Annotated in this window: 16 protein-coding genes; 9 read left to right on the top strand and 7 right to left on the bottom strand. The window is 66.9% G+C overall.

Annotated features, from left to right (window positions below; genetic code table 11):
* Positions 1 to 18: 18 nt before the first annotated feature.
* Entirely contained in the window at positions 19 to 1,011 is a 993-nt protein-coding gene (locus tag GDJ08_RS01995) for a phosphatase PAP2 family protein (RefSeq protein ID WP_153164192.1), read from the bottom strand.
* A gap of 199 nt (positions 1,012 to 1,210) precedes the next feature.
* Between GDJ08_RS01995 and GDJ08_RS01990 the strand changes: the two genes are divergently transcribed.
* Positions 1,211 to 2,080, top strand: a complete 870-nt coding sequence (locus tag GDJ08_RS01990; protein WP_026070963.1) for a LytTR family DNA-binding domain-containing protein — start codon at positions 1,211 to 1,213, stop codon at positions 2,078 to 2,080.
* A gap of 58 nt (positions 2,081 to 2,138) precedes the next feature.
* On the opposite strand, the gene GDJ08_RS01985 is transcribed toward GDJ08_RS01990, so the two are convergent.
* The gene (locus GDJ08_RS01985) at positions 2,139 to 2,885 is read right to left on the bottom strand and encodes a M48 family metallopeptidase (protein ID WP_017357272.1); all 747 of its coding nucleotides are present in this window, start codon (positions 2,883 to 2,885) and stop codon (positions 2,139 to 2,141) included.
* Between the two features lie 222 nt (positions 2,886 to 3,107).
* Here GDJ08_RS01985 and prfB point away from each other — a divergent pair.
* The 4 genes from prfB to GDJ08_RS01965 all read left to right on the top strand — a co-directional run bounded on the left by prfB (position 3,108) and on the right by GDJ08_RS01965 (position 9,392).
* Positions 3,108 to 4,233 (top strand): peptide chain release factor 2 gene (prfB, locus tag GDJ08_RS01980; RefSeq protein WP_136004022.1). Its coding sequence is split into 2 segments (ribosomal slippage): positions 3,108 to 3,182 and positions 3,184 to 4,233, totalling 1,125 coding nucleotides; the frame shifts between segments, so codons are not numbered across the junction.
* 127 nt (positions 4,234 to 4,360) lie between these two features.
* Positions 4,361 to 5,878, top strand: coding sequence for a lysine--tRNA ligase (gene lysS / locus GDJ08_RS01975; protein WP_153164191.1), 1,518 nt, complete (start codon positions 4,361 to 4,363; stop codon positions 5,876 to 5,878).
* A gap of 201 nt (positions 5,879 to 6,079) precedes the next feature.
* Entirely contained in the window at positions 6,080 to 7,219 is a 1,140-nt protein-coding gene (rpfG, locus tag GDJ08_RS01970) for a cyclic di-GMP phosphodiesterase response regulator RpfG (RefSeq protein ID WP_017356403.1), read from the top strand.
* 1 nt (position 7,220) lies between these two features.
* Positions 7,221 to 9,392, top strand: coding sequence for an ATP-binding protein (locus GDJ08_RS01965; protein WP_017356402.1), 2,172 nt, complete (start codon positions 7,221 to 7,223; stop codon positions 9,390 to 9,392).
* Between the two features lie 4 nt (positions 9,393 to 9,396).
* Here the strand turns inward: GDJ08_RS01965 and GDJ08_RS01960 are convergent, their stop codons facing one another.
* The 3 genes from GDJ08_RS01960 to GDJ08_RS01950 all read right to left on the bottom strand — a co-directional run bounded on the left by GDJ08_RS01960 (position 9,397) and on the right by GDJ08_RS01950 (position 12,766).
* Positions 9,397 to 9,909 (bottom strand): hypothetical protein, encoded by a 513-nt coding sequence (locus GDJ08_RS01960; protein ID WP_136004025.1) that lies wholly within the window; start codon positions 9,907 to 9,909, stop codon positions 9,397 to 9,399.
* Between the two features lie 149 nt (positions 9,910 to 10,058).
* Positions 10,059 to 10,928: a crotonase/enoyl-CoA hydratase family protein gene (locus GDJ08_RS01955; RefSeq protein ID WP_153164189.1), complete on the bottom strand. Its 870-nt coding sequence runs from the start codon at positions 10,926 to 10,928 to the stop codon at positions 10,059 to 10,061.
* A gap of 161 nt (positions 10,929 to 11,089) precedes the next feature.
* The gene (locus GDJ08_RS01950; RefSeq protein ID WP_017356399.1) at positions 11,090 to 12,766 is read right to left on the bottom strand and encodes a long-chain fatty acid--CoA ligase; all 1,677 of its coding nucleotides are present in this window, start codon (positions 12,764 to 12,766) and stop codon (positions 11,090 to 11,092) included.
* 227 nt (positions 12,767 to 12,993) lie between these two features.
* Between GDJ08_RS01950 and GDJ08_RS01945 the strand changes: the two genes are divergently transcribed.
* On the top strand, positions 12,994 to 13,473 hold the full coding sequence (locus GDJ08_RS01945; protein ID WP_051008626.1) for a hypothetical protein: 480 nt from the start codon (positions 12,994 to 12,996) through the stop codon (positions 13,471 to 13,473).
* Positions 13,474 to 13,559: 86 nt separating this feature from the next.
* Here GDJ08_RS01945 and acnA read toward each other — a convergent pair whose 3' ends face one another.
* Positions 13,560 to 16,313, bottom strand: coding sequence for an aconitate hydratase AcnA (gene acnA / locus GDJ08_RS01940; RefSeq protein WP_153164188.1), 2,754 nt, complete (start codon positions 16,311 to 16,313; stop codon positions 13,560 to 13,562).
* A 287-nt stretch (positions 16,314 to 16,600) separates the two neighbouring features.
* Between acnA and GDJ08_RS01935 the strand changes: the two genes are divergently transcribed.
* Genes GDJ08_RS01935 through acnB form a run of 3 tightly spaced genes read left to right on the top strand, consistent with a single transcriptional unit; the run spans position 16,601 to position 19,877 of the window.
* Positions 16,601 to 16,825 carry an AbrB/MazE/SpoVT family DNA-binding domain-containing protein gene (locus GDJ08_RS01935; RefSeq protein ID WP_017356396.1) on the top strand — a complete coding sequence of 75 codons (225 nt, stop codon included), beginning with the start codon at positions 16,601 to 16,603 and terminating at the stop codon, positions 16,823 to 16,825.
* Between the two features lie 7 nt (positions 16,826 to 16,832).
* Positions 16,833 to 17,231 carry a type II toxin-antitoxin system VapC family toxin gene (locus tag GDJ08_RS01930; RefSeq protein ID WP_136004029.1) on the top strand — a complete coding sequence of 133 codons (399 nt, stop codon included), beginning with the start codon at positions 16,833 to 16,835 and terminating at the stop codon, positions 17,229 to 17,231.
* Positions 17,232 to 17,291: 60 nt separating this feature from the next.
* Complete coding sequence (acnB, locus tag GDJ08_RS01925) at positions 17,292 to 19,877, top strand: bifunctional aconitate hydratase 2/2-methylisocitrate dehydratase (protein WP_017356394.1); 2,586 nt, start codon at positions 17,292 to 17,294, stop codon at positions 19,875 to 19,877.
* 94 nt (positions 19,878 to 19,971) lie between these two features.
* On the opposite strand, the gene GDJ08_RS01920 is transcribed toward acnB, so the two are convergent.
* On the bottom strand, positions 19,972 to 21,138 hold the full coding sequence (locus GDJ08_RS01920; protein WP_153164187.1) for a hypothetical protein: 1,167 nt from the start codon (positions 21,136 to 21,138) through the stop codon (positions 19,972 to 19,974).
* Positions 21,139 to 21,227 lie beyond the last annotated feature (89 nt).

The raw sequence follows: 21,227 nt of genomic DNA, 5'->3' as shown, positions 1-21,227 counted from the left end.
GCAGGCGGATGCCGCTGCCTACCCGGCGGCGGCATCCCGATGCACGCGGCGCGCGGACAGCGGCCAGTGCCCCGCCAGGGCGATGCCACCGATGAAGATCGCCGCGTTGCCGGCGGTGTTGAACACCATCTCCACCACGGCGGTGTCCGGCAGTGCCAGTACGTTGGCAACCGCCTCCAGCGCAGGGCTGATGACAAGGTACAGCGCGATCACGGCGAGCACCCGGCCGATCCGCTGCCACGGCGTCTGCGGGTCCAGCGGCCAGCCGCGCCAGTGCAGGAAGGCGAAGACCAGCAGCAGGCCCAGGTAGCGCCCCGCGCTGTCGGCCGGGACGAGCCCGGTGGTCAACGCCGCTGCCGTCATGCCAGCGCCCAGGGTGGCGAGGAGGAGGTAGCGCGTTCGATTGTGATGCGCGGGCGAGGGCAGGCACTGCCAGGCAAGCCAGGCCAGGGCCATGCCGACCAGCCAGCCGCCCAGCACATCGGACAGGAAATGCCGGCCCAGGTACATCCGTGACAGCGCCATCAACAGCGGCCAGCCGATCAGCAGCGCGATCCGCCAGCCCCGGCTGCGGATGCCGAAGCACAGCACCAGCGCCATCATCGCCGCCGTCGCCACGCCCACGTGACCACTGATGAACCCGTAGTCCGGATCGGGCTGCGCACGCAACGCCGCAATTGCTTCACCGCTGGGCAGCGACCAGAACGACCCGGCAGCGCCATCGTCCACCAGCGCGTGGCCAGGGCGGCCCTTGTCCAGCACGTGGATGTCGACATCGCTGGGGCGGGGCAGCGCCGCACTCTGTTTGATGGCGTGGGTGGCCGTGGACATGAGCAGTACCGCGAGCATCACGCCCAGCCCGGCGCGCAGCCGTACCCCGAAGCTGAGCACAACGATCAGCAGCACGTACGCCCATTCGTAGCCCAGCGTGCTCACGAAGGTCATCAGCGGCACCATCCACGCGGCATCGAAGAACGCCTGCAGCCACACATGCCAATGGGTCTGGAACATCCGTATTCCTCAGGGCCGGGCAGGCGCCGGCGTGACGGGCAACGATACCGGCTGCCGGCGGCGTCCGAAACGGGGGCGCAGCACGCACAGGGCTTGTCGCCGGGGGCGGGTGACCAATGGCGGTCGCCCGGTGACGGGTGGGGCGCACTACCATGACGGTATGAGTCAGGCTGACGACCCTTTGCGGATGGATGATTCAATGGCGAACGGCACAGCGGCACGGTGGCGACCCGGCGCGCGGATGCTGGTGTGGTCGGTGATCCTGCTGACCAGTGCGGTGGCCAATGCGCTGGTCGAAGTCATGGACGCGGCGCGCCGTGGGGACGATCTTGGCCTGTGGCAGCCGATGATCTGGGAGCTGAGCAGCGTCTCGATGATCCTGTTGACGCTGCCGGTGTTGTGGTGGGGATGCCAGCGCTGGCCCCTGCATGCGGATACCTGGAAGCGGCGGCTGCCGCTGTATCTGCTGGCCAGTGTGGCGTGGTCGCTGGTGCACGTGCTGGGGATGATGGCGCTGCGCCATCTGGCCTATGCCGCGCTCGGGCACCACTACCAGGACGACGCCACCTGGGCGGTCCGCGCGCTCTATGAGTACCTGAAGGATGTCCGCGCGTTCTTCTCTTTCGTGGCGATTGAACACTTCTTCAGCTGGTTCGGACGGCGTCGGCAGGGCGAAGCGCACCTGCTCGTGGCACCGGACGATGCGCCACCGGTGGAGGCGGTGGAGCGGCCGGAGCGGTTCCTGGTGCGCAAGCTGGGGCGCGACTTCCTGGTCGCCACCGCCGACATTGAATACGCCCAGGCGGCGGGCAACTACGTCAATCTGCGCGTGCGCGGGCACGACTACCCGTTGCGCACCACGATGGCCGCGCTGGAGACCAAGCTGGACCCGGCGGTGTTCGTACGCGCCCATCGCAGTTGGCTGGTCAATGCGCGCCGGCTGGTCTCGATCGAGCCCCTGGACGGCGGCGAAGCGCTGCTGCATATGGATGATGGGGCCAAGGTGCCGTGCAGCCGGCGGCAGCTCCCGCTGTTCCGCCAGGCGCTGGCGGTGCAGCCGACCGGCTGACGGCACGGTGCCACCGGCCGGCCCGGCATCCCGGCATGCCGGGATGCCGTCAGGCAGCTCAGCGCTTGCCGTCCTTCTTGATCATCGCGTCGATGCGCCCGGCGCGTGCTTCCGAACCCGGGTGCGAGGACATCAGGCCGCCCTGGCTGGACAGCTTGCGGAACATGCTGGCCAGTGCGGCCGGGTCGTAGCTGTGCCGCTTCATGAAGCGGTAGCCGTATTCGTCGGCCGCGCTCTCTTCCTTCTGCGAGAACTGCGCGTTGACGAAGCCTTCGGCCAGTTCGCCGAGCTGACCCTGGGTGAGCTGGGCGATGTTGGCGTTGCCCGACGCAGCCAGGGTGTCGCGTCCGGCCGAGGCCAGCATGGCGGTCCGCATCCTGGACTTGCTGTGGCCCAGCTTGACGTGGCCGATCTCGTGGCCGATCACGCCGCGCACTTCATCGTCCGAGGCCATGTCCATCAGGCCTGAATACACGCGCACGCAGCCGTTGGCCATCGCCCAGGCGTTGACATCTTCGGTCAGGTAGACCTTGAAGCTCAGGCTCAGACCGTCTTCGTTGGCGAGGCCTTCGGTGATCCTGGCCAGGCGCTGGGCGTACGGGCTGCTGGCCGGGGCGACCTTGTTTTCCTTGTCCATGTAGACGCAGGACTGGTCGGCGGCCTTGGCCACGTCCTGGTCGGACAGGGTCAGGGCCTGGCCGGCCTTCAGGCCGGTGCTGGACAGTTGCTTGAGATCGAGGGCCGAGGCGGTACCGGCGGCCAGGCAGGCGATGGCCAGCAGGGCGGCCGAGGATGACTTCCTCATCAGGGTAGAACTCCATGTGATTGCAGGGGCGGCCGGGCCTCCTGCGGGGGCAGGGCGGGCGCGGCCGGCGGGCAGTCTACCGTCTGCACCGTACCGCTGTGACGCCCGGTGTCGTTTTCTTGACGTGATGCCCCGATTGGCCCGGCGCACGGCCTCCACCTCGGCGTGAAGGCGCCGGATGGGCTATCATTGACAGTCTTTTCGCACGCATTAACTGCCGACATGATCGAGCTCAATCCTGTCCGCCAGCGGATCACCGATCTCACCGATCGCGTGCTCTCGCTCAGGGGGTATCTTTGACTACGACGCCAAGAAAGAGCGTCTGGAAGAAGTAACCCGGGAACTGGAAAACCCGGATATCTGGAACAACGCCGAGTACGCCCAGAACCTGGGGCGCGAGCGCGCCAACCTGGAAAAAACCGTCGGCGGCATCGCCTCCATCCTGGATGGGCTGGCCGAGTCCGGCGAACTGCTGGAGCTGGCGGAGAGCGAGCAGGACGACGATACCGCGCTGGCCGTGGTCGCCGACCTGGACAAGTATCAGAAGCACGTGGAACAGCTGGAGTTCCAGCGCATGTTCTCCGGCCAGATGGACAACGCGGCAGCCTTCGTCGACATCCAGGCCGGTGCCGGTGGCACCGAAGCCCAGGACTGGGCCGAAATCCTGCTGCGCATGTACCTGCGCTGGTGCGAATCGCGCGGCTGGAAGACCGAGCTGATGGAAGTGTCCGGTGGCGACGTTGCCGGCATCAAGTCGGCCACGCTGCGCGTGGAAGGCGACTATGCCTATGGCTGGCTGAAGACCGAAACCGGCGTGCACCGCCTGGTGCGCAAGTCGCCGTTCGATTCGGACAACCGCCGCCACACCAGCTTCACCTCGGTGTTCGTGTCCCCGGAAGTGGACGACAACATCGAGATCGACATCAACCCGGCCGACCTGCGTACCGACGTGTACCGCTCCTCCGGCGCCGGTGGCCAGCACGTCAACAAGACCGAGTCGGCGGTGCGCATCACCCACATCCCGACCAACACGGTCGTGGCCTGCCAGACCGGCCGCAGCCAGCACCAGAACCGCGACAACGCGATGAAGATGCTGGCCGCCAAGCTGTACGAGCTGGAAATCCAGAAGCGCAATGCCGAGCGCGACGCGGTGGAAGCCACCAAGTCCGACATCGGCTGGGGCAGCCAGATCCGCAACTACGTGCTCGACCAGAGCCGCATCAAGGACCTGCGCACCGGCATCGAACGCTCGGATACGCAGAAGGTGCTGGACGGCGACCTCGACGAATTCGTCGAAGCCAGCCTGAAGTCCGGCCTGGCCGTGGGTGCCAAACGCACCGACGCCTGACCGTCGGGGCCGCCACGCGCGGCCCCGTTCCGTTGTCCCCCGGGCTCCGCCCGGTTTCGCAATTCCCCCCGGCCATCGGCATGATGGCGGGGACCCCCACTCCCCCCGACATACACAGACCCACGCCATGAACGATCAGACCGCCGCGCCGCAGCCCCCCGTCGACGAGAACAGCCTCATCGCCGAGCGCCGCGCGAAACTGACCGCGCTGCGCGGGCAGGGCATCGCCTACCCGAACGATTTCCGCCGCGAGCAGTTCGCCGGCGCTCTGCAGGCCGAGTTCGCCGACGCCGAACAGTGGACCGCCGAGGCACTGGAAGCGGCTGGCCGCCAGGTGAAGATGGCCGGCCGCCTGATGGCCAAGCGCGTGATGGGCAAGGCCAGCTTCGCCCAGATCCAGGACGAATCCGGCCGCATCCAGCTGTTCCTGCAGGGCAGCACCCTCGGCGATGCCTACAACGCCTTCAAGGGCTGGGACGTGGGCGACATCATCGCCGTCGAGGGCGGGCTGACCCGCACCAAGACCGGCGAGCTGTCGGTCAAGGCCACCACCATCCGCCTGCTGACCAAGTCGCTGCGGCCGCTGCCGGACAAGTGGCATGGCCTGGCCGACGTGGAGCAGCGCTACCGCCAGCGCTACGTCGACCTGATCGTGACGCCGGAATCCCGCGAGGTCTTCATCAAGCGCTCGCGGATCATCCGCGCCATGCGCGCCTGGCTGGACAACCGCGACTTCCTGGAAGTCGAAACGCCGATGATGCATTACATCCCCGGCGGCGCCACGGCCAAGCCGTTCACCACCCACCACAACGCGCTGGACCTGGACCTGTACCTGCGCGTGGCCCCGGAGCTCTACCTCAAGCGCCTGGTCGTCGGCGGCCTGGAGCGGGTGTACGAGATCAACCGGAACTTCCGCAACGAAGGCGTCAGCACCCGCCACAATCCCGAGTTCACCATGATGGAGCTGTACGAGGCCTACGCCACGTACAACGAAGTGATGGACCTGACCGAAGGCGTGATCCGTGACGTGGCCAGCAAGGTGCTGGGCACCACCACGGTGGAGTGGGATGGCGCCACCATCGACCTGGCCCCGGCGTTCCGCCGCTGGCGCATGGACGAAGCGGTGCGCCACCACAACCCGGAGATCAGCGCGGCCGACTGCACCGACCGTGACGCGCTGGCTGCCCACTGCGAGCGCCTGAAGATCCGCATCAAGCCGTCCTACGGCTGGGGCAAGCTGCTGCTGGAGATCTTCGAGGCCACCGTCGAGCACACCTTGGTGCAGCCGACCTTCATCACCGACCATCCGGTCGAGGTGTCGCCACTGGCCCGCGCCAACGACGACCAGCCCGGTTACACCGACCGCTTCGAGCTGTTCATCAACGGCAAGGAACTGGCCAACGGCTTCTCCGAGTTGAACGACCCGGAAGACCAGGCGGCCCGTTTCCAGGCGCAGGTGACGGCCAAGGAAGGTGGCGACGATGAAGCCATGCATTACGACGCCGATTACATCCGTGCGCTGGAGTACGGCATGGCGCCGACCGGCGGTCTGGGCATCGGCATCGACCGCCTGGTGATGCTGCTGACCGGCAGCAGTTCGATCCGGGACGTGCTGCTGTTCCCCTATATGCGCCCTGAAAACTGAGAACTGCATTCCGGGGGGGCCGGGTGGCCCGCCCGGACGGGCTTCCGCTGGCGTGGCCGCGCGCGTATGGTTTCGACGTGGGCTATTGCGACGTTGGGGGGTGATAGCCACGGACCATGACCGTCCGGTGCGATGCGTGACATGCGCATCACACTGTGACGACGATCATGAACTGGGCGAACATCACCGGAGGCGGGACTCATGCAAGGTGCCAGTGTGCAGAGCGGCGGGGTATCCTCTTCGCTGCATGTTCCAGTGTGGTCCAGGAAGACGGCGGAAGCAGCCTTGAATATTGTCATCGTAGACGATCAAACGTCCGCGCGAACCATGCTGCGCCATGTCATCGAGGACATCGCGCCCGAACTGAGCGTGCATGACTTCGGCGACCCGTTGACGGCGCTGGCGTGGTGCGAGTCGCATCCGGTTGACCTGCTGCTGCTCGATTACCGCATGCCGGAGATGGACGGGCTTGAGTTTGCCCGTCGTTTCCGCCGGTTGCCCAAGCACCGCGACATCCCGGTGATCCTGATCACCGTGGTCGGCGACGAACCCATCCGCCAGGCGGCGCTGGAAGCGGGTGTCATCGATTTCCTGGTCAAGCCGATCCGGCCGCGCGAACTGCGCGCGCGCTGCTACAACCTGCTGCAGTTGCGGCAGCAGTCGGAGAACGTCAAACAGCGCGCGCTGTCGCTGGAACAGCGGCTGCTGGCCAGCATGCACGAGGTCGAGGAGCGCGAACGCGAGACCCTGTCGCGGCTGGCGCGCGCCATTGAGTTCCGTGATGCGGGCACCAGTGCCTATCTGGAACGCATGGCCCATGTGGCCGGTCTGATTGCCGAACAGCTGGGACTTCCCGAAGAGGAGGTCAAACTGATCGAGATGGCCGCCCCGCTGCACGACATGGGCAAGATCGCCATCCCCGACGCGGTGCTGCTCAAGCAGGGCAAGCTCAACGAGGAGGAGCTGGTCATCATGCGCCGGCACCCGCGCATCGGTTACGAACTGCTCAGCGGCAGCCAGAACCGCTTCATCCAGGTGGGTGCGCTGATCGCCCTGCGCCACCATGAACGCTACGACGGCAGTGGCTATCCGGATGGGCTGGTGGGCGATGCGATCCCGTTGGAGGCACGTATCGTTGCAGTGGCCGACGTGTTCGACGCGCTGATCTCGCCACGCCCCTACAAGGAGGCATGGAGCATGGAGGCGACCCTGGCCTACCTCTATGCCCAGCGCGGGCGGTTGTTCGACCCGCGCTGCGTGGATGCGCTGCTGCGCGGGCGCGAGCAGCTCGATGCGATCTGTGCCCAGCATTCCACGGCGTCCACGCGCCCGGGGACGTGACATGCAGCGTCTGTACCAGCGGCTGAAACACAGGCTGGCGCAACGCCCGGATACCGAGCACGGGCAGGCCATCGTCCGCATCGTGCTGATCACGCTGATCCTGACCTACGTGGCCATGCCGGGGGTGCGCAACGACCTGCCGCCCACGCAGTACAACGGCGTGCTGGCCATCGTCCTGACTGGTCTGGGCCTGTCATTGGCGCTGTTCGGCTGGCTGCTGGCACGGCCGGGGCGCTCGGACCCGCGCCGCGTGGCCGGCATGCTGGCCGATTACGGCCTGATCGCGGCCGGCATGGTGCAGATGGGCGAACCGCTGGCCTGGGTCTACATCGTGGTGATGTGGGTGACCGTTGGCAACGGCATGCGCTATGGCAACAACTATCTGTATGTCGCCGTTGCGATGGCGCTGGTGAGCTTCGGCAGCACCGCGGCGACGACCCCGTACTGGCAGCAGAACGCGCGCCTGGCGTTCGGCCTGTGGCTCGGGCTGGCGGCGGTGCCGCTGTACTTCTCGACCCTGCTGCGCCAGTTGACCCACGCGATGGACGAGGCGCGTCGGGCCAGCGAGGCCAAGAGCCGGTTCCTGGCGAACATGAGCCATGAGTTCCGCACCCCGCTCAACGGGTTGTCGGGCATGACCGAGGTGCTGGCCACCACGCGCCTGGACGATGAGCAGCGCGAGTGCGTGAACACCATCCAGGCCTCGTCGCGCAGCCTGCTGGCGCTGGTGGAGGAGGTGCTGGACATCTCCGCCATCGAGGCCGGGAAGCTGCGCGTGACCGCCGAGGATTTCGCACTCGGCGACGTGATCCAGGCGATCGGGCTGATCCTGCTGCCGCAGGCCAAGGCCAAGCGCCTGGATTACCGCGTCCGGATCGCCGAGAACGTGCCGCCGCTGCTGCGCGGCGACGTCGGCCACCTGCGCCAGATCCTGCTCAATCTGGCCGGCAACGCGGTCAAGTTCACCGACCACGGCAAGGTGGAGATCCGCGTGGCCGTGCTCAGCGCCGACGCCCACGGCGGCGTCCGCCTGCGCTTTGACATCCTGGATACCGGCATCGGCGTGGCGCCGGCGATGCGGCCGCGCCTGTTCGAAGCCTTCGAGCAGGCCGACGTCAGCATGGCGCGTCGCCACGAGGGCACCGGGCTTGGCACCACCATCGCCAAGGGTCTGGCCGAAGCGATGGGCGGGGATATCGGCTACGACGACAATCCGCCGCAGGGCAGCCGCTTCTGGGTCGAGCTGCCGTTCGCGCCGCCGCGGGTGCCGCTGGGGACCGTCACCCCGGCACTGGTGGGGGACGGCGAGCAGGACGGCAACGGCAATGTGATCGCCTTCGCCGACCCGTTCCTGCGCCACCGCGCCCGCGTGCGCAGCATGCAGATTCTGGTGGCCGACGACCACGAAGCCAACCGCATGGTCCTGCAGCGTCTGCTGCAGAAGGCCGGCCACAAAGTGCTGTGCGTCAATGGCGGTGAAGCGGTGCTGGATGCGATGGCCGAGAGCGACTTCGACGCGGCCATCGTGGACCTGCACATGCCCGGCATGAGCGGGCTGGACATGCTCAAGGAACTGCGCGTGATGCAGGCCGGGGGCGGGCCGCGGACGCCGGTGCTGGTGCTCAGTGCCGATGTCACCCCCGAGGCGATCCAGCGCTGCACGCAGGCCGGCGCGCACACGTTCCTGGCCAAGCCGGTGGTGGCCGTCCGCCTGCTGGACACGTTGGCCGACATTGCCTCCAACGGGCAGCTCAAGGCCAGCGCGCCGATCGTGCGCACCGCCACCCAGCTCGATGGCGTGCTCGACCCGGGCGTGCTCGACGAGCTGGCGTCGCTGGGCATGGGCGACGGCTTCGAACGGGAGTTCATCCGCCAGTGCCTGACTGATGCCGATCAGTGCGTGGCGGTGGCGACCGCCGACGGCGAGCGTGCCGACTGGGTCCATTTCCGCGAGCAGGCGCATGCCATCAAAGGCGTGGCCAGCAACCTGGGCCTGGTGCGCGTGGCCAACCGCGCCGGCGACCTGATGCGGATGGCCGACTGGCAGCTCAAGAGCGAATGGCGCCAGCGCCTGTCGGTGCTGCAGGGCGGCATCAAGGAAGGCCGCCAGGCGCTGGAGGCGCGTGCGCGCCAGCGCGCGCGGCCAGGCGACAACGACAGCGACGTGCGCTGAGCCGTCAATCCGTCGGCCGTGCGCCGCTCGATTCAATGGCGCTCATGTCCAGACCTGCCGCCTGGAACCGCGCCACCACGGTCCGCAGACCGTCCGTGTCGTCGCGGGTCGGACCTGCACGGCGGATGGCCTCGGCGCAGGTGCGATGATCCGTCCGGCACTGCCCGGGCTGTTCAAGCCGCAAGGCGGTCATCGCAATCACCACCGCCATGTGGGGAATCGCACGGGCGGTCGTACGTTCGCCGCGGTAGAACGCCGCGAACTGGTGCCGCACCGTCGCCGCGGCGGCCGTGGCACCCGGGGCGGAGGCGTCGGCAGGCGCGAGGAGCACTGTCTGTCCCCCCTGTTCGAGCGTGCGCGCTTCATCGGCCAGCACGGTCTCGAGAATGAACGCCTCGACCGCGCTGGGCACGTAGCCGGCCGCGAGCGCGTCGGCAGCCGGGGCGATGACCAGCAGGGATGTGCACAGGAGCTTGCGCAGGCTGTGCCTCGCCGGATCATGTCGCTGCGGAGACATCAACGTCGGTCCTTGAGGATGATGGGGGAGGGCACCATACAGGCGTGCGTCCGATCGGGCCAGCCCAGGCGCGGCGGCAGGGCCGGGAGAACAGCCATAAAAAAGCCCGGCGGCGGCCGGGCTTGAACAACAGCAGGGGAGGGTGGAACTCAGGCGACATCAAGGGTGGCGCGGCGGGTCTGTGCTTTGATCAGGCGGTCCATCGTGCGCAGCGACTTGTCGCCGAGCGCCAGGGCAGAATCGACCCACACCTTGGTGATTTCCAGCAGTTCGTCGTAACGCACGGCCTGGGCGAGGTTGCGTGCCGCGTTCATGGCCAGATAGGAGTGCGGGATGCGCTGGTGCTGGCGGATCAGATCCTCGACCGCTTTCACGCCCTGGCCTTTGGGCACCAGCACGTCCACCACGCCCATCGCGTGCATTTCCTCGGCGCTGTACACCCGGCCATCCAGAATGATCTTCTCGGCGAGCTGCGGTGCCACCCGCTTGCACAGGAACGAGTAGGCCCCCATGCCCGGGAACAGGCCGAACAGCACCTCCGGCAGTCCCATGCCACTGTCTTCTTCGGCCACGATGGTGTGGCAGGCCAACGCCATCTCCAGCCCGCCCCCCAGCGCGTCGCCCTGGATCAGTGCGATGGAGCGCACGTCGCCGCCGAAGCCGGTGTGCAGGTGGTGCACGCCTTCCACACAGCGCTGGGCGTAGGTGAGCAGACGGTCGCGGTTGCCTTCGCGGATCAGGCGCGTGAACAGGTCCAGGTCGCCGCCCAGGTTGTAGGCCGTAGCGTCGGAGGCCAGCACGAAATGACGCAGCTTGCCGCTGTTGCGCTCGGCGGGCGTGCGTGTGATGGCGCTCATGTAGTTCCACATTTCATCCAGCATGTCCTTGCGGCAGCAGGGACGGACACCACTGGTGGCGTCAGCATGCATGAACAGCCAATGTGCGGCATCGTCGCCGGTGGTTTCAGTGCGGATGGTGGCGTAGCGGTGGCTGACGGGCAGCTTTTCGATGGTGCTCATGGCGATTTCCTCAACGATGCGGGCCCGCAGGGAGGATGTTGTGGTCGGCGGGCCGGACGGGTCCACACGCGGCGATGCTACACCCCCCGGGCCGGTCGCCATGAAAAAGGCCTGCCCCGTCGCCGGTGCAGGCCCTGTCCGTTCACGATGGGCGCAAACCCTTACGGGGCGGGCGTATCGCGCAGTTCGCGGCGCAGAATCTTGCCGACATTGGTCTTCGGCAGCTCCTTTCGGAATTCGACGATTCTGGGGTGCTTGTAGCCGGTCAGGTTGGCCCGGGCGTGTTCCTTGACCTGTTCGGCGGTCAGGTTCGGGTCCTTCTTGACGATGACCACCTTGACCACTTCGCCGGACTTCTCATCCGGCACGCCGACCGCGGCCACTTCGAGCACGCCGGGCATCATCGCGATCACGTCCTCCACTTCGTTCGGGTACACGTTGAAGCCGGACACCAGGATCATGTCCTTCTTGCGGTCCACGATGTAGAAGAAACCCTGTTCGTCCATGCGCGCCATGTCGCCGGTGTGCAGCCAGCCCTCGGCATCGACCGCCTTGGCGGTTTCCTCCGGACGCTGCCAGTAGCCCTTCATCACCTGCGGGCCCTTGATGCACAGCTCGCCGACGTCGCCGGCGGGCAGGGTGTTGCCGTTGTCGTCCTTCACGCAGGCGTCGGTGGACGGGATCGGCAGGCCGATGGCGCCGTTGTACTCGGCCAGATCCAGCGGATTGATGCACGCCGCCGGCGAGGTTTCGGTCAGGCCGTAGGCCTCGACCAGGGTCACGCCGGTGACCTTCTTCCAGCGCTCGGCCACGGCGCGCTGCACCGCCATGCCGCCGCCCAGGGTGACCTTCAGCGAGGAGAAGTCGATCTCGTCGAAGCCGGGGGTGTTGAGCAGGCCGTTGAACAGTGTATTGACACCGGTGATGGCGGTGAAGCGGGTCGACTTCAGCTCCTTGACGAAGCCCTTCATGTCGCGCGGGTTGGTGATCAGGTGGTTGCAGCCACCGAACTTCATGAAGACCAGGCCGTTCGCCGTCAACGCGAAGATGTGGTACAGCGGCAGGGCGGTGATGATCCACTCCTTGCCCATCTCGATGCCCGACGCGGAGATCCACGCCGAGGCCTGCTGCATGTTGGCCACCAGATTGCGGTTGGTCAGCATGGCGCCCTTGGCCACGCCGGTGGTGCCGCCGGTGTACTGCAGGAACGCCACGTCGTCGTGGTCGATCTCGACCTTGGGCAGGCTGTGACCGCTGCCGATCTTCAGCGCCTGGTTGAAGCGGATCGCGCCGCGCAGGCTGTAGTTGGGGACCATCTTCTTGATGTACTTCAGGACGAAGTTCACCACCACGCCCTTGGCGCCGAGCATGTCGCCCAGGCCGGTGGTGATCACCTGCCGGATAGGCGTGTCGGCAATCACCTGCTGCACGGTGTCGCCGAAGTTGTCCACCACCACCAGGACCGCCGCGCCGGAGTCCACCAGCTGGTGCTTGAGCTCGCGCGCGGTGTACAGCGGGTTGACGTTGACCACGGTCAGGCCTGCACGCAGCACGCCGAAGGTGGCGACCGGGTACTGCAGGCAGTTGGGCATCATCAGGGCGACGCGATCGCCCTTCTTGAGCTGCAGTTCGCCCAGCAGATAGGCGGCGAACTGCTCGACCAGGGCGTCGGTTTCACCATAGGTGAGCACCTTGCCGAAACTGGAGTAGGCGGGGCGGTCACGGAACTTGGCCACCGAGGTGTCGAACACCGCCGACACCGAATGGAACTCGTTGACGTCGATCTCGGCGGGTACGCCTTTGGGATAACTCTGCAGCCAGGGACGTTCCAGACTCATATTCCCCCTCCAGGAAACGTGGATGAAATGGTGCGGTGACGGAGAGTATCCGTCAGTTCATGCCCCGGCAGCATACCGGGCCGAATGGAAAACGCGAAGGGCTGGTGAAAACCGCGTGCACGCCGCGTGGAAACGCGGGCCTCGGGGTCCCGTTTGCACGTATTCCTACAGACGCTGCCGCTGGACGCTGTGCAGACTCGAACGCCGGACCGAAGGAGACCCTCAACATGACGCAGTTCCATGCAAAGCGCCGGTGTCGTGCCTGGACGGTTGCGCTGATGCTGGCCGTTGCCCCCGCCGCGCAGGCGCAGGCGGCGCCGGAGCCGTTGCAGCAGTTGGACTTTCCGGTCCTGGCACGCGGTGAATCGGGGCAGTTCCGGGTCCAGGTACCGGCGCACGCCGGGGGCGAGGGCGTCTCGGCCTACTCGGTGCATGCGACGATCCCCGGCGCCGATCACGATACCGGGTACCGGTTCTTCGCGGTGGACTGCCCGGCGGGCTTCAAACAGAACGTGCATACCGGCGACCGCGGCGTGGTCTGCTACCTGAGCGGCGGTGTGCCGCATCCGCCCTTCACCATGACCGTGAGCGTGCGCAACATCGCAGCGGCCGATGGCGAGACCCGCCAGGAAGACGGGCTGCGCAGTGTCACCCTGTACGGGGAGGTCACCCGTGCGCCCTGGTTCCTGTACGGCGTGATGCCTTGACCGACCGGATGCCGGCGCGGCAGCGCCGGCATCGGTTGCCGTCCCCCTGATCGGGGACGGCAGGCGCCGACAGAGCAGGGCCCGCCTTATCGGGCGGCCAACTGGCGCAGCACGTACTGCAGCAGCCCGCCGTGCTTGAAGTACTCCACTTCCTTGGGCGTCAGCAGCATCACGTGCGCCTGGAAGCGCGTGGAGGTGCCATCGGCCCGGGTCGCGGTGACGGTGGCGGTCTTGCTGGCGCCGTCCTGCAGGTCGGTGATGTCGATCGTCTCCGAGCCGTCCAGGCCCAGGCTCTGTGCGTTCTCGCCGGCCTTGAACTGCAGCGGCAGCACGCCCATGCCGACCAGGTTGGAGCGGTGGATGCGCTCGAAGCTCTCGGCAATCACCGCCTTGACGCCAAGCAGGTTGGTGCCCTTGGCGGCCCAGTCGCGCGAGGAGCCGGTGCCGTATTCCTTGCCGGCGAACACCACCAGCGGCACGCCCTCGGCCTTGTACTTCATCGCCGCGTCGTAGATCGCCAGCTTCTGCGGCTCGCCGCCATCGGCCGGGAAGTACAGGGTGTTGCCACCTTCCTCGCCACCGAACATCAGGTTCTTGATCCGGATGTTGGCGAAGGTGCCGCGCACCATGACGTCATCGTTGCCGCGGCGGCTGCCGTAGCTGTTGAAGTCGGCCGGCTGCACGCCGCGCTCCTGCAGGAAGCGTCCTGCCGGCGAGTCCTTCTTGATGTTGCCGGCCGGGGAGATGTGGTCGGTGGTGATCGAATCGCCGAACAGGCCCATCACCCGCGCGCCGTGCACGTCCTCGATGTGGCCGACCTGCATGGTCATGCCCTCGAAGTACGGCGGGTTCTTGATGTAGGTCGAGCTGCCGTCCCAGTCGTACAGGTCGCCGTCGGGCGACTTGATGGTGTTCCAGCGGGTATCGCCCTTGAACACATCGGCGTAGTTCTGCTTGAACATCTCCGGCCCGATGGTCGCGGCGATCACGTCACCGATTTCCTTGTTGCTCGGCCAGATGTCGCGCAGGAACACCGGCTGGCCATCGCTGCCGGTACCCAGCGGTTCGGTGGTCAGGTCGATGTCGGTGGTGCCGGCGATCGCGTAGGCCACCACCAGCGGCGGACTGGCCAGGTAGTTCATTTTCACTTCGGGGTGCACGCGGCCCTCGAAGTTGCGGTTGCCCGACAGCACCGAGGTCACCACCAGGTCACCGGCGGCGATGCCGGCGCTGACTTCGGTCGGCAGCGGACCGGAGTTGCCGATGCAGGTGGTGCAGCCATAGCCGACCACGTAGAAGCCGATCTTCTCCAGCTCGGTCAGCACGCCGGCCTTTTCCAGGTAGTCGGTGACCACGCGCGAGCCCGGCCCGAGCGAGGTCTTGACCCAAGGCTTGCGGTCCAGGCCCTTGGCCGCCGCATTGCGGGCCAGCAGGCCGGCGCCGATCATCACCGCCGGGTTGGAGGTATTGGTGCAGGAAGTGATGGCGGCGATGACCACCGCGCCGTCCTTCAGGCGGAAGCGGCTGCCGTCCATCTCGACATCGGCGTAGCCCTTGGCCAGCTGTTCGTTGCCGACTGCCGCGCCACCGCCCTCGTTGACGAACGTGGACACGTCCTCATTGCGCTTGTCGCGGCTGGTGGTCAGCCCACCGAGGTTGTCGCGGTAGTTCTGCTTGACGTCTTCCAGCAGCACGCGGTCCTGCGGGCGCTTGGGACCGGCCAGCGACGGCTTCACCGTGCCCATGTCGAGCTCCAGCGTGGCGCTGTAGCTGGCGTGTGCGGTCTGCGCGTCGTGCCACAGCCCCTGTGCCTTCGCATACGCTTTGACCAGCGCGATCTGCTCCTCGCTGCGGCCGGACAGGCGCAGGTAGTTCAGCGATTCGTGATCGATCGGGAAGATGCCGCAGGTGGCACCGTATTCGGGGGCCATGTTGCCGATCGTCGCGCGGTCGGCCAGCGGCAGGTGCTGCAGGCCCTCGCCGAAGAACTCGACGAACTTGCCGACCACCCCGTGCTTGCGCAGCATCTGGGTCACGGTCAGCACCAGGTCGGTGGCGGTGGCGCCTTCGGGCAGTTTGCCGGTCAGCTTGAAGCCGACCACCTGCGGGATCAGCATCGAGGACGGCTGGCCGAGCATGGCCGCCTCCGCTTCGATGCCACCCACGCCCCAGCCCAGCACGCCGATGCCGTTGATCATGGTGGTGTGGCTGTCGGTGCCGAACACGGTGTCCGGGTAGGCGATGGCCGTGCCGTCCTTGTCAGCGGTCATGACCACGCGGGCCAGGTTCTCCAGGTTCACCTGGTGGACGATGCCGGTGTTGGGCGGCACTACCTTGAAGTTGTGGAAAGCCTTCTGGCCCCAGCGCAGGAAGCCGTAGCGCTCCTGGTTGCGCTGGAACTCGATCTTGCCGTTGAGGTCCAGTGCGTCCGGGGTGCCGAATACATCCACCTGCACCGAGTGGTCGATCACCAGCTCGGAGGGGATCTGCGGGTTGATCTGTTCCGGGCGGCCACCGAGTTTGACCACGGCGTCGCGCATCGCGGCCAGGTCGACCACGCAGGGCACGCCGGTGAAGTCCTGCAGGACCACGCGCGCGGGCATGAAGGCGATCTCGATGTCCGGCTCTGCCTTCGGATTCCAGCGGGCGACCGCTTCGATGTGGTCGCGGCCGACGGTCGCACCCCCGTCCTCGTGCCGGAGCAGGTTCTCCAGCAGGATCTTCATCGAGTAGGGCAGGTGGGAGATGTCGAACTGCTGTCCGAGCTTGGGCAGGCTGAAGTAGTCGTAGGTCTTGCCGGCGACATCCAGCTGACTGCGGGTGGAGAACGAATCGCTCATGCGGGGTGACTCCTCTTGCGGATGGCTTGCAGTGGCCCGCCCGAGGCAGGCCTGCTTGCGTTCGCCGATGGCCGTGGGCCCGGTGACCGTCCGAGTATGAACGATTCAGCCGGCCCGTGGCCTGCGGCATAGGGTCTCAGGCTACATGGAGATATGTATCGCTGATGTCATGGGTCGCTGCGTATCCTTATGCCCTGCAAGGCCCGGGGGCGGGACGAAGCGGGGTGAGGGTGGAAGTATGCCCCCTGGAGTATGTATAATTTGTGCATACTTTGGAGGGCGTACCGATGGAAGCCACCGTTGCAGAACGCGGACAGATCACCTTGCCCAAGGCGGTCCGCGATGCGCTGGGTCTGACCAAGGGCACTCAGCTGAAGGTCGAACTGGAGGGCAGCCGCATCATCCTGCGCAAGAGCGTGGACGATGCCATCTCGCGTGCCCGCGGCAAGTTCGCGCTGGATGGCTTCGACTCGGCGCAGGCCGCCGTGGATGCGGTCCGCGACGAGGAATGAGCCGCGCATGATTGCCGTCGATTCCCCGATCCTGATCGAACTGCTCAGCAACGGCCCGCAGGCCGATGCCGTGGAAGCCTGCCTGCGCCAGAGCCTGGTGGGTGGCCGCGTGGTGATCTGCGGGGTGGTGCTGGCCGAGATCTGCGCCGCGCTGCGCGGCGGCGCCGAAGTGCAGGAAGCGCTGGAGGAGATGGGTATCCATTTCAGCCCGCTGGAAGCCAAGTCCGCCCTGCGCGCCGGCGAAATGCACCGCCGCCACCGCCAGCGCGGCACCGGCAAGCGCGGCATCGATGACTTCATGGTCGGCGCGCACGCACTGCTGCAGTGCGACGGGTTGATCACCTGGAACGACACGTTTTACCGCGACTACTTCAAGGGCCTGAAGCTGATCGTGCCGCAAGCCTGAGCCCGCCCTTTTCACCGCTGTATTCAACCGCATTCTGCAAAGAATCACCCGGGAGTTGTCATGTTGGAAGCCTACCGCCACCACGTAGCCGAGCGCGCCGCGCTTGGCATCCCGCCGCTGCCGCTGAGCGCCCAGCAGACGGCCGACGTCATTGAACTGCTGAAGAACCCGCCCGCGGGCGAGGCCGAGTTCCTGCTCGACCTGCTGACCCACCGCGTGCCGGCCGGCGTCGACGATGCCGCCAAGGTCAAGGCCTCGTACCTGGCCGCGATCGCCCTCGGCAGCGAAACCAATCCGCTGATCAGCCGCGAGCGCGCCACCGAACTGCTGGGCACCATGCTCGGCGGTTACAACGTCGCCCCGCTGGTCCAGCTGCTCGACGACGCCGTGGTCGGCGCGATCGCCGCCGATGCGCTGAAGAACACCCTGCTGGTGTTCGATGCCTTCCACGATGTGCAGGAAAAGGCCAAGGCCGGCAATGCCAACGCCCAGGGCGTGCTGCAGAGCTGGGCCGATGCCGAATGGTTCACCAGCCGGCCGGAAGTGCCGCAGAGCCTGACCATCACCGTGCTCAAGGTCACCGGCGAAACCAACACCGACGACCTGTCGCCGGCACCGGACGCCACCACCCGCCCGGACATCCCGCTGCATGCCCTGGCGATGCTGAAGAACAAGCGCGATGGCATCGAGCCGGAAGAAGACGGCAAGCGCGGCCCGGTCAAGTTCATCGAATCGCTGAAGGACAAGGGCCACTTGGTCGCCTATGTGGGCGACGTGGTCGGTACCGGTTCGAGCCGCAAGTCGGCCACCAACTCGGTGCTGTGGTTCACCGGCGAAGACATTCCGTTCATTCCGAACAAGCGCTTCGGTGGCGTGTGCCTGGGCTCGAAGATCGCGCCGATCTTCTACAACACGATGGAAGACGCCGGCGCGCTGCCGATCGAACTCGACGTGTCGCAGATGAACATGGGCGATGTGATCGAACTGCGTCCGTACGACGGCAAGGCACTGAAAGACGGTGCGGTCATCGCCGAGTTCAAGGTCAAGTCCGACGTGCTGTTCGACGAAGTGCGCGCCGGTGGCCGCATTCCGCTGATCATCGGCCGCGGCCTGACCGCCAAGGCGCGTGAAGCGCTGGGCCTGGCCCCGACCGACCTGTTCCGTCTGCCGATGGACCCGCCGGATACCGGCAAGGGCTTCTCGCTGGCGCAGAAGATGGTGGGCCGCGCCTGTGGCCTGCCGGAAGGCAAGGGCATGCGCCCGGGCACCTACTGCGAACCGAAGATGACCTCGGTGGGCTCGCAGGACACCACCGGCCCGATGACCCGCGACGAGCTGAAGGACCTGGCCTGCCTGGGCTTCTCGGCCGACCTGGTCATGCAGTCGTTCTGCCACACCGCCGCCTACCCGAAGCCGGTGGACGTCAAGACCCACCACACCCTGCCGGAGTTCATCTCCACCCGTGGCGGCATCTCGCTGCGTCCGGGCGACGGTGTGATCCACAGCTGGCTCAACCGCATGCTGCTGCCTGACACCGTCGGCACCGGCGGCGACTCGCACACCCGTTTCCCGGTGGGCATTTCGTTCCCGGCCGGCTCGGGTCTGGTCGCCTTCGCCGCCGCCACCGGCGTCATGCCGCTGGACATGCCCGAATCGGTGCTGGTGCGTTTCAAGGGCACGATGCAGCCCGGCGTGACCCTGCGCGACCTGGTCAACGCGATTCCGCTGTACGCGATCAAGTCGGGCCTGCTGACGGTCGCCAAGGCCGGCAAGAAGAACATCTTCTCCGGCCGCATCCTGGAAATCGAAGGCCTGCCGGACCTGAAGGTCGAGCAGGCGTTCGAACTGTCCGATGCGTCGGCCGAACGTTCGGCCGCCGGCTGCTCGGTGCGCCTGAACAAGGAGCCGATCATCGAGTACCTCACCAGCAACATCACGCTGCTGAAGTGGATGATCGCCGAGGGTTACCAGGACGCCCGTTCGCTGGCGCGTCGCATCGAGAAGATGGAGGCCTGGCTGGCCAACCCGGCGCTGCTGGAGCCGGATGCCGACGCCGAGTACGCCGCCGTCATCGAGATCGACCTGGCCGATATCCACGAGCCGATCGTGGCCTGCCCGAACGATCCGGACGACGTCAAGACGCTGTCGGACGTGGCCGGTGCGGCCATCGATGAAGTGTTCATCGGGTCGTGCATGACCAACATCGGCCACTTCCGTGCGGCCGCCAAGCTGCTGGAAGGCAAGCGCGACATTCCGACCAAACTGTGGGTGGCTCCGCCGACCAAGATGGACGCCTCGGAGCTGACCAAGGAAGGCCACTACGGCACCTTCGGCACCGCCGGCGCGCGCATGGAAATGCCGGGCTGCTCGCTGTGCATGGGCAACCAGGCGCAGGTGCGTGAGGGCGCGACGGTGTTCTCGACCTCGACCCGCAACTTCCCGAACCGCCTGGGCCGCAACTCCAACGTGTACCTGGGGTCGGCAGAGCTGGCCGCCATCTGCTCGCGTCTGGGTCGCATCCCGACCAGGGAAGAGTACATGGCCGATATCGGCGTGCTGGATGCCAGCAGCAAGGACATCTACCGCTACATGAACTTCGACCAGATCGAGGATTACCAGGACGTGGCCAAGACGGTTGCTGCCTGAGCCTGATCGGCTGATGTGTTGAACGAAAACCCCCGGTGAGAACCGGGGGTTTTTTGGTGTTGGCGATGCCGGCGGGCGCGGCGGCCGCGTCACCTCACTCGGGCGCGACCGCCGCAGGCGCCGCCAGGACGGGCGCGGTGACGGCCGGGAACAGCGACGGCAACTGCGTTGCAAACCGTGCCGCGCAGCGCTCGGCGAACGCGTGCGAGGCCGACCTGACCTTGGCGTAGTCATCCGCCTGCCAGTCCTCCAACGGGGCCTGGCGGCGCTCATTGCAGGTGACAGCGGTCTGCCTGGCGCCCTCGTCGGAGAGCCGGAATCCGACCGTGGCCGTGTGCCTGAGCTCGTATTGACTGGTGTCCCCGGAGTCTTCCACGTAAGCAAGCACCCAGTCGCCCGCCAGGCTCTGGACGGTCCGGGGCTCGACGGGGATGGCGTCGGGATGGGTGAGGAAGAAGTGCGCGAGATGCGTGCGCAGCAGCCCCGGCATGTCCGAGAGCGCCGGGCTTGGCAGGGTGTCGATACGGCTGCCGCGCGGCGCGGTCTTGGCGAACCGCTGCAGCTTTCCGTTTCCAAAGTACGCAAGCGCCAGTGCGCCCACCTGTGCGCCGGCGATCCTGCCTCGCGTCACCAGGCGCAGCGGGAGGGCGCCTTCGTCGCCGCCTTCCTGGCTGGGGTCCAGGCCCGCCACCACCTCCACGGTCCGCGTCCAGTCCCGCAGCGGGCCGCCGGCCGGCGCAGGGGACACCGTTTCGGCAGGGGTCTCGTCCACGGCGGCGGGCGCCGCCACGACGGCCTGGGCGGGTGCGGGTGCTTCACAGCGTTCCGGCGGCAATGTGAAGGCTTCCGGCTGCACGCTGCCGTCGGCAGCCACGCGCCTCACTCCGAACCGGCAGATCCGGTCGGCGGTGGTCATCTGGATCTCGTAATCGTTGCCCGGCTCGGGTGTGAACTGGAGCGTCAGCGGGCCTGAACAGCGGTAGTCGTTGGTGTTGGCGACCCGCGCGTCGAAGATCAGCGGCTGGCCACTGGCAACGCTGTACTCCTCGTAGCTGGGCCGGGAGAACATGACGCTCTTCATGTTGCGCACGGCATCGGTCTGCGGCATGCCGAGCGACACATTTGCCGGCGCACCGCTCATCATCGTGTTGAGGACCAGATGGGTCGACCGGGCGATATCCACCCGGTTGTCGTAGACCTCCCGGCAGGCCGCGTTGGTGTACATCGTGATGGCCTGGCCATTCTGGCCGAAGATGCGCACGCGCGCGTCGGCAGCGGGGGCCTTTCCCTGTGCGCCGGCAGGGCCTGTCATCAACAGGCCGCCCAGTAGCAGCCCACCCAGGATATGGC

Source organism: Stenotrophomonas nematodicola (genome assembly GCF_009467805.1).
GTDB lineage: Bacteria > Pseudomonadota > Gammaproteobacteria > Xanthomonadales > Xanthomonadaceae > Stenotrophomonas > Stenotrophomonas nematodicola.
This window is presented reverse-complemented; position numbering and strand designations above follow the sequence as displayed.

Excerpts from the sequence above, each read along its gene's own strand:
- GDJ08_RS01995 (WP_153164192.1), bottom strand. The coding sequence starts at position 1,011 with ATGTTCCAGACCCATTGGCATGTGTGGCTGCAGGCGTTCTTCGATGCC.
- GDJ08_RS01990 (WP_026070963.1), top strand. The coding sequence starts at position 1,211 with ATGGCGAACGGCACAGCGGCACGGTGGCGACCCGGCGCGCGGATGCTG.
- GDJ08_RS01985 (WP_017357272.1), bottom strand. The coding sequence starts at position 2,885 with ATGAGGAAGTCATCCTCGGCCGCCCTGCTGGCCATCGCCTGCCTGGCC.
- lysS (WP_153164191.1), top strand. The coding sequence starts at position 4,361 with ATGAACGATCAGACCGCCGCGCCGCAGCCCCCCGTCGACGAGAACAGC.
- rpfG (WP_017356403.1), top strand. The coding sequence starts at position 6,080 with ATGCAAGGTGCCAGTGTGCAGAGCGGCGGGGTATCCTCTTCGCTGCAT.
- GDJ08_RS01965 (WP_017356402.1), top strand. The coding sequence starts at position 7,221 with ATGCAGCGTCTGTACCAGCGGCTGAAACACAGGCTGGCGCAACGCCCG.
- GDJ08_RS01960 (WP_136004025.1), bottom strand. The coding sequence starts at position 9,909 with ATGTCTCCGCAGCGACATGATCCGGCGAGGCACAGCCTGCGCAAGCTC.
- GDJ08_RS01955 (WP_153164189.1), bottom strand. The coding sequence starts at position 10,928 with ATGAGCACCATCGAAAAGCTGCCCGTCAGCCACCGCTACGCCACCATC.
- GDJ08_RS01950 (WP_017356399.1), bottom strand. The coding sequence starts at position 12,766 with ATGAGTCTGGAACGTCCCTGGCTGCAGAGTTATCCCAAAGGCGTACCC.
- GDJ08_RS01945 (WP_051008626.1), top strand. The coding sequence starts at position 12,994 with ATGACGCAGTTCCATGCAAAGCGCCGGTGTCGTGCCTGGACGGTTGCG.
- acnA (WP_153164188.1), bottom strand. The coding sequence starts at position 16,313 with ATGAGCGATTCGTTCTCCACCCGCAGTCAGCTGGATGTCGCCGGCAAG.
- GDJ08_RS01935 (WP_017356396.1), top strand. The coding sequence starts at position 16,601 with ATGGAAGCCACCGTTGCAGAACGCGGACAGATCACCTTGCCCAAGGCG.
- GDJ08_RS01930 (WP_136004029.1), top strand. The coding sequence starts at position 16,833 with ATGATTGCCGTCGATTCCCCGATCCTGATCGAACTGCTCAGCAACGGC.
- acnB (WP_017356394.1), top strand. The coding sequence starts at position 17,292 with ATGTTGGAAGCCTACCGCCACCACGTAGCCGAGCGCGCCGCGCTTGGC.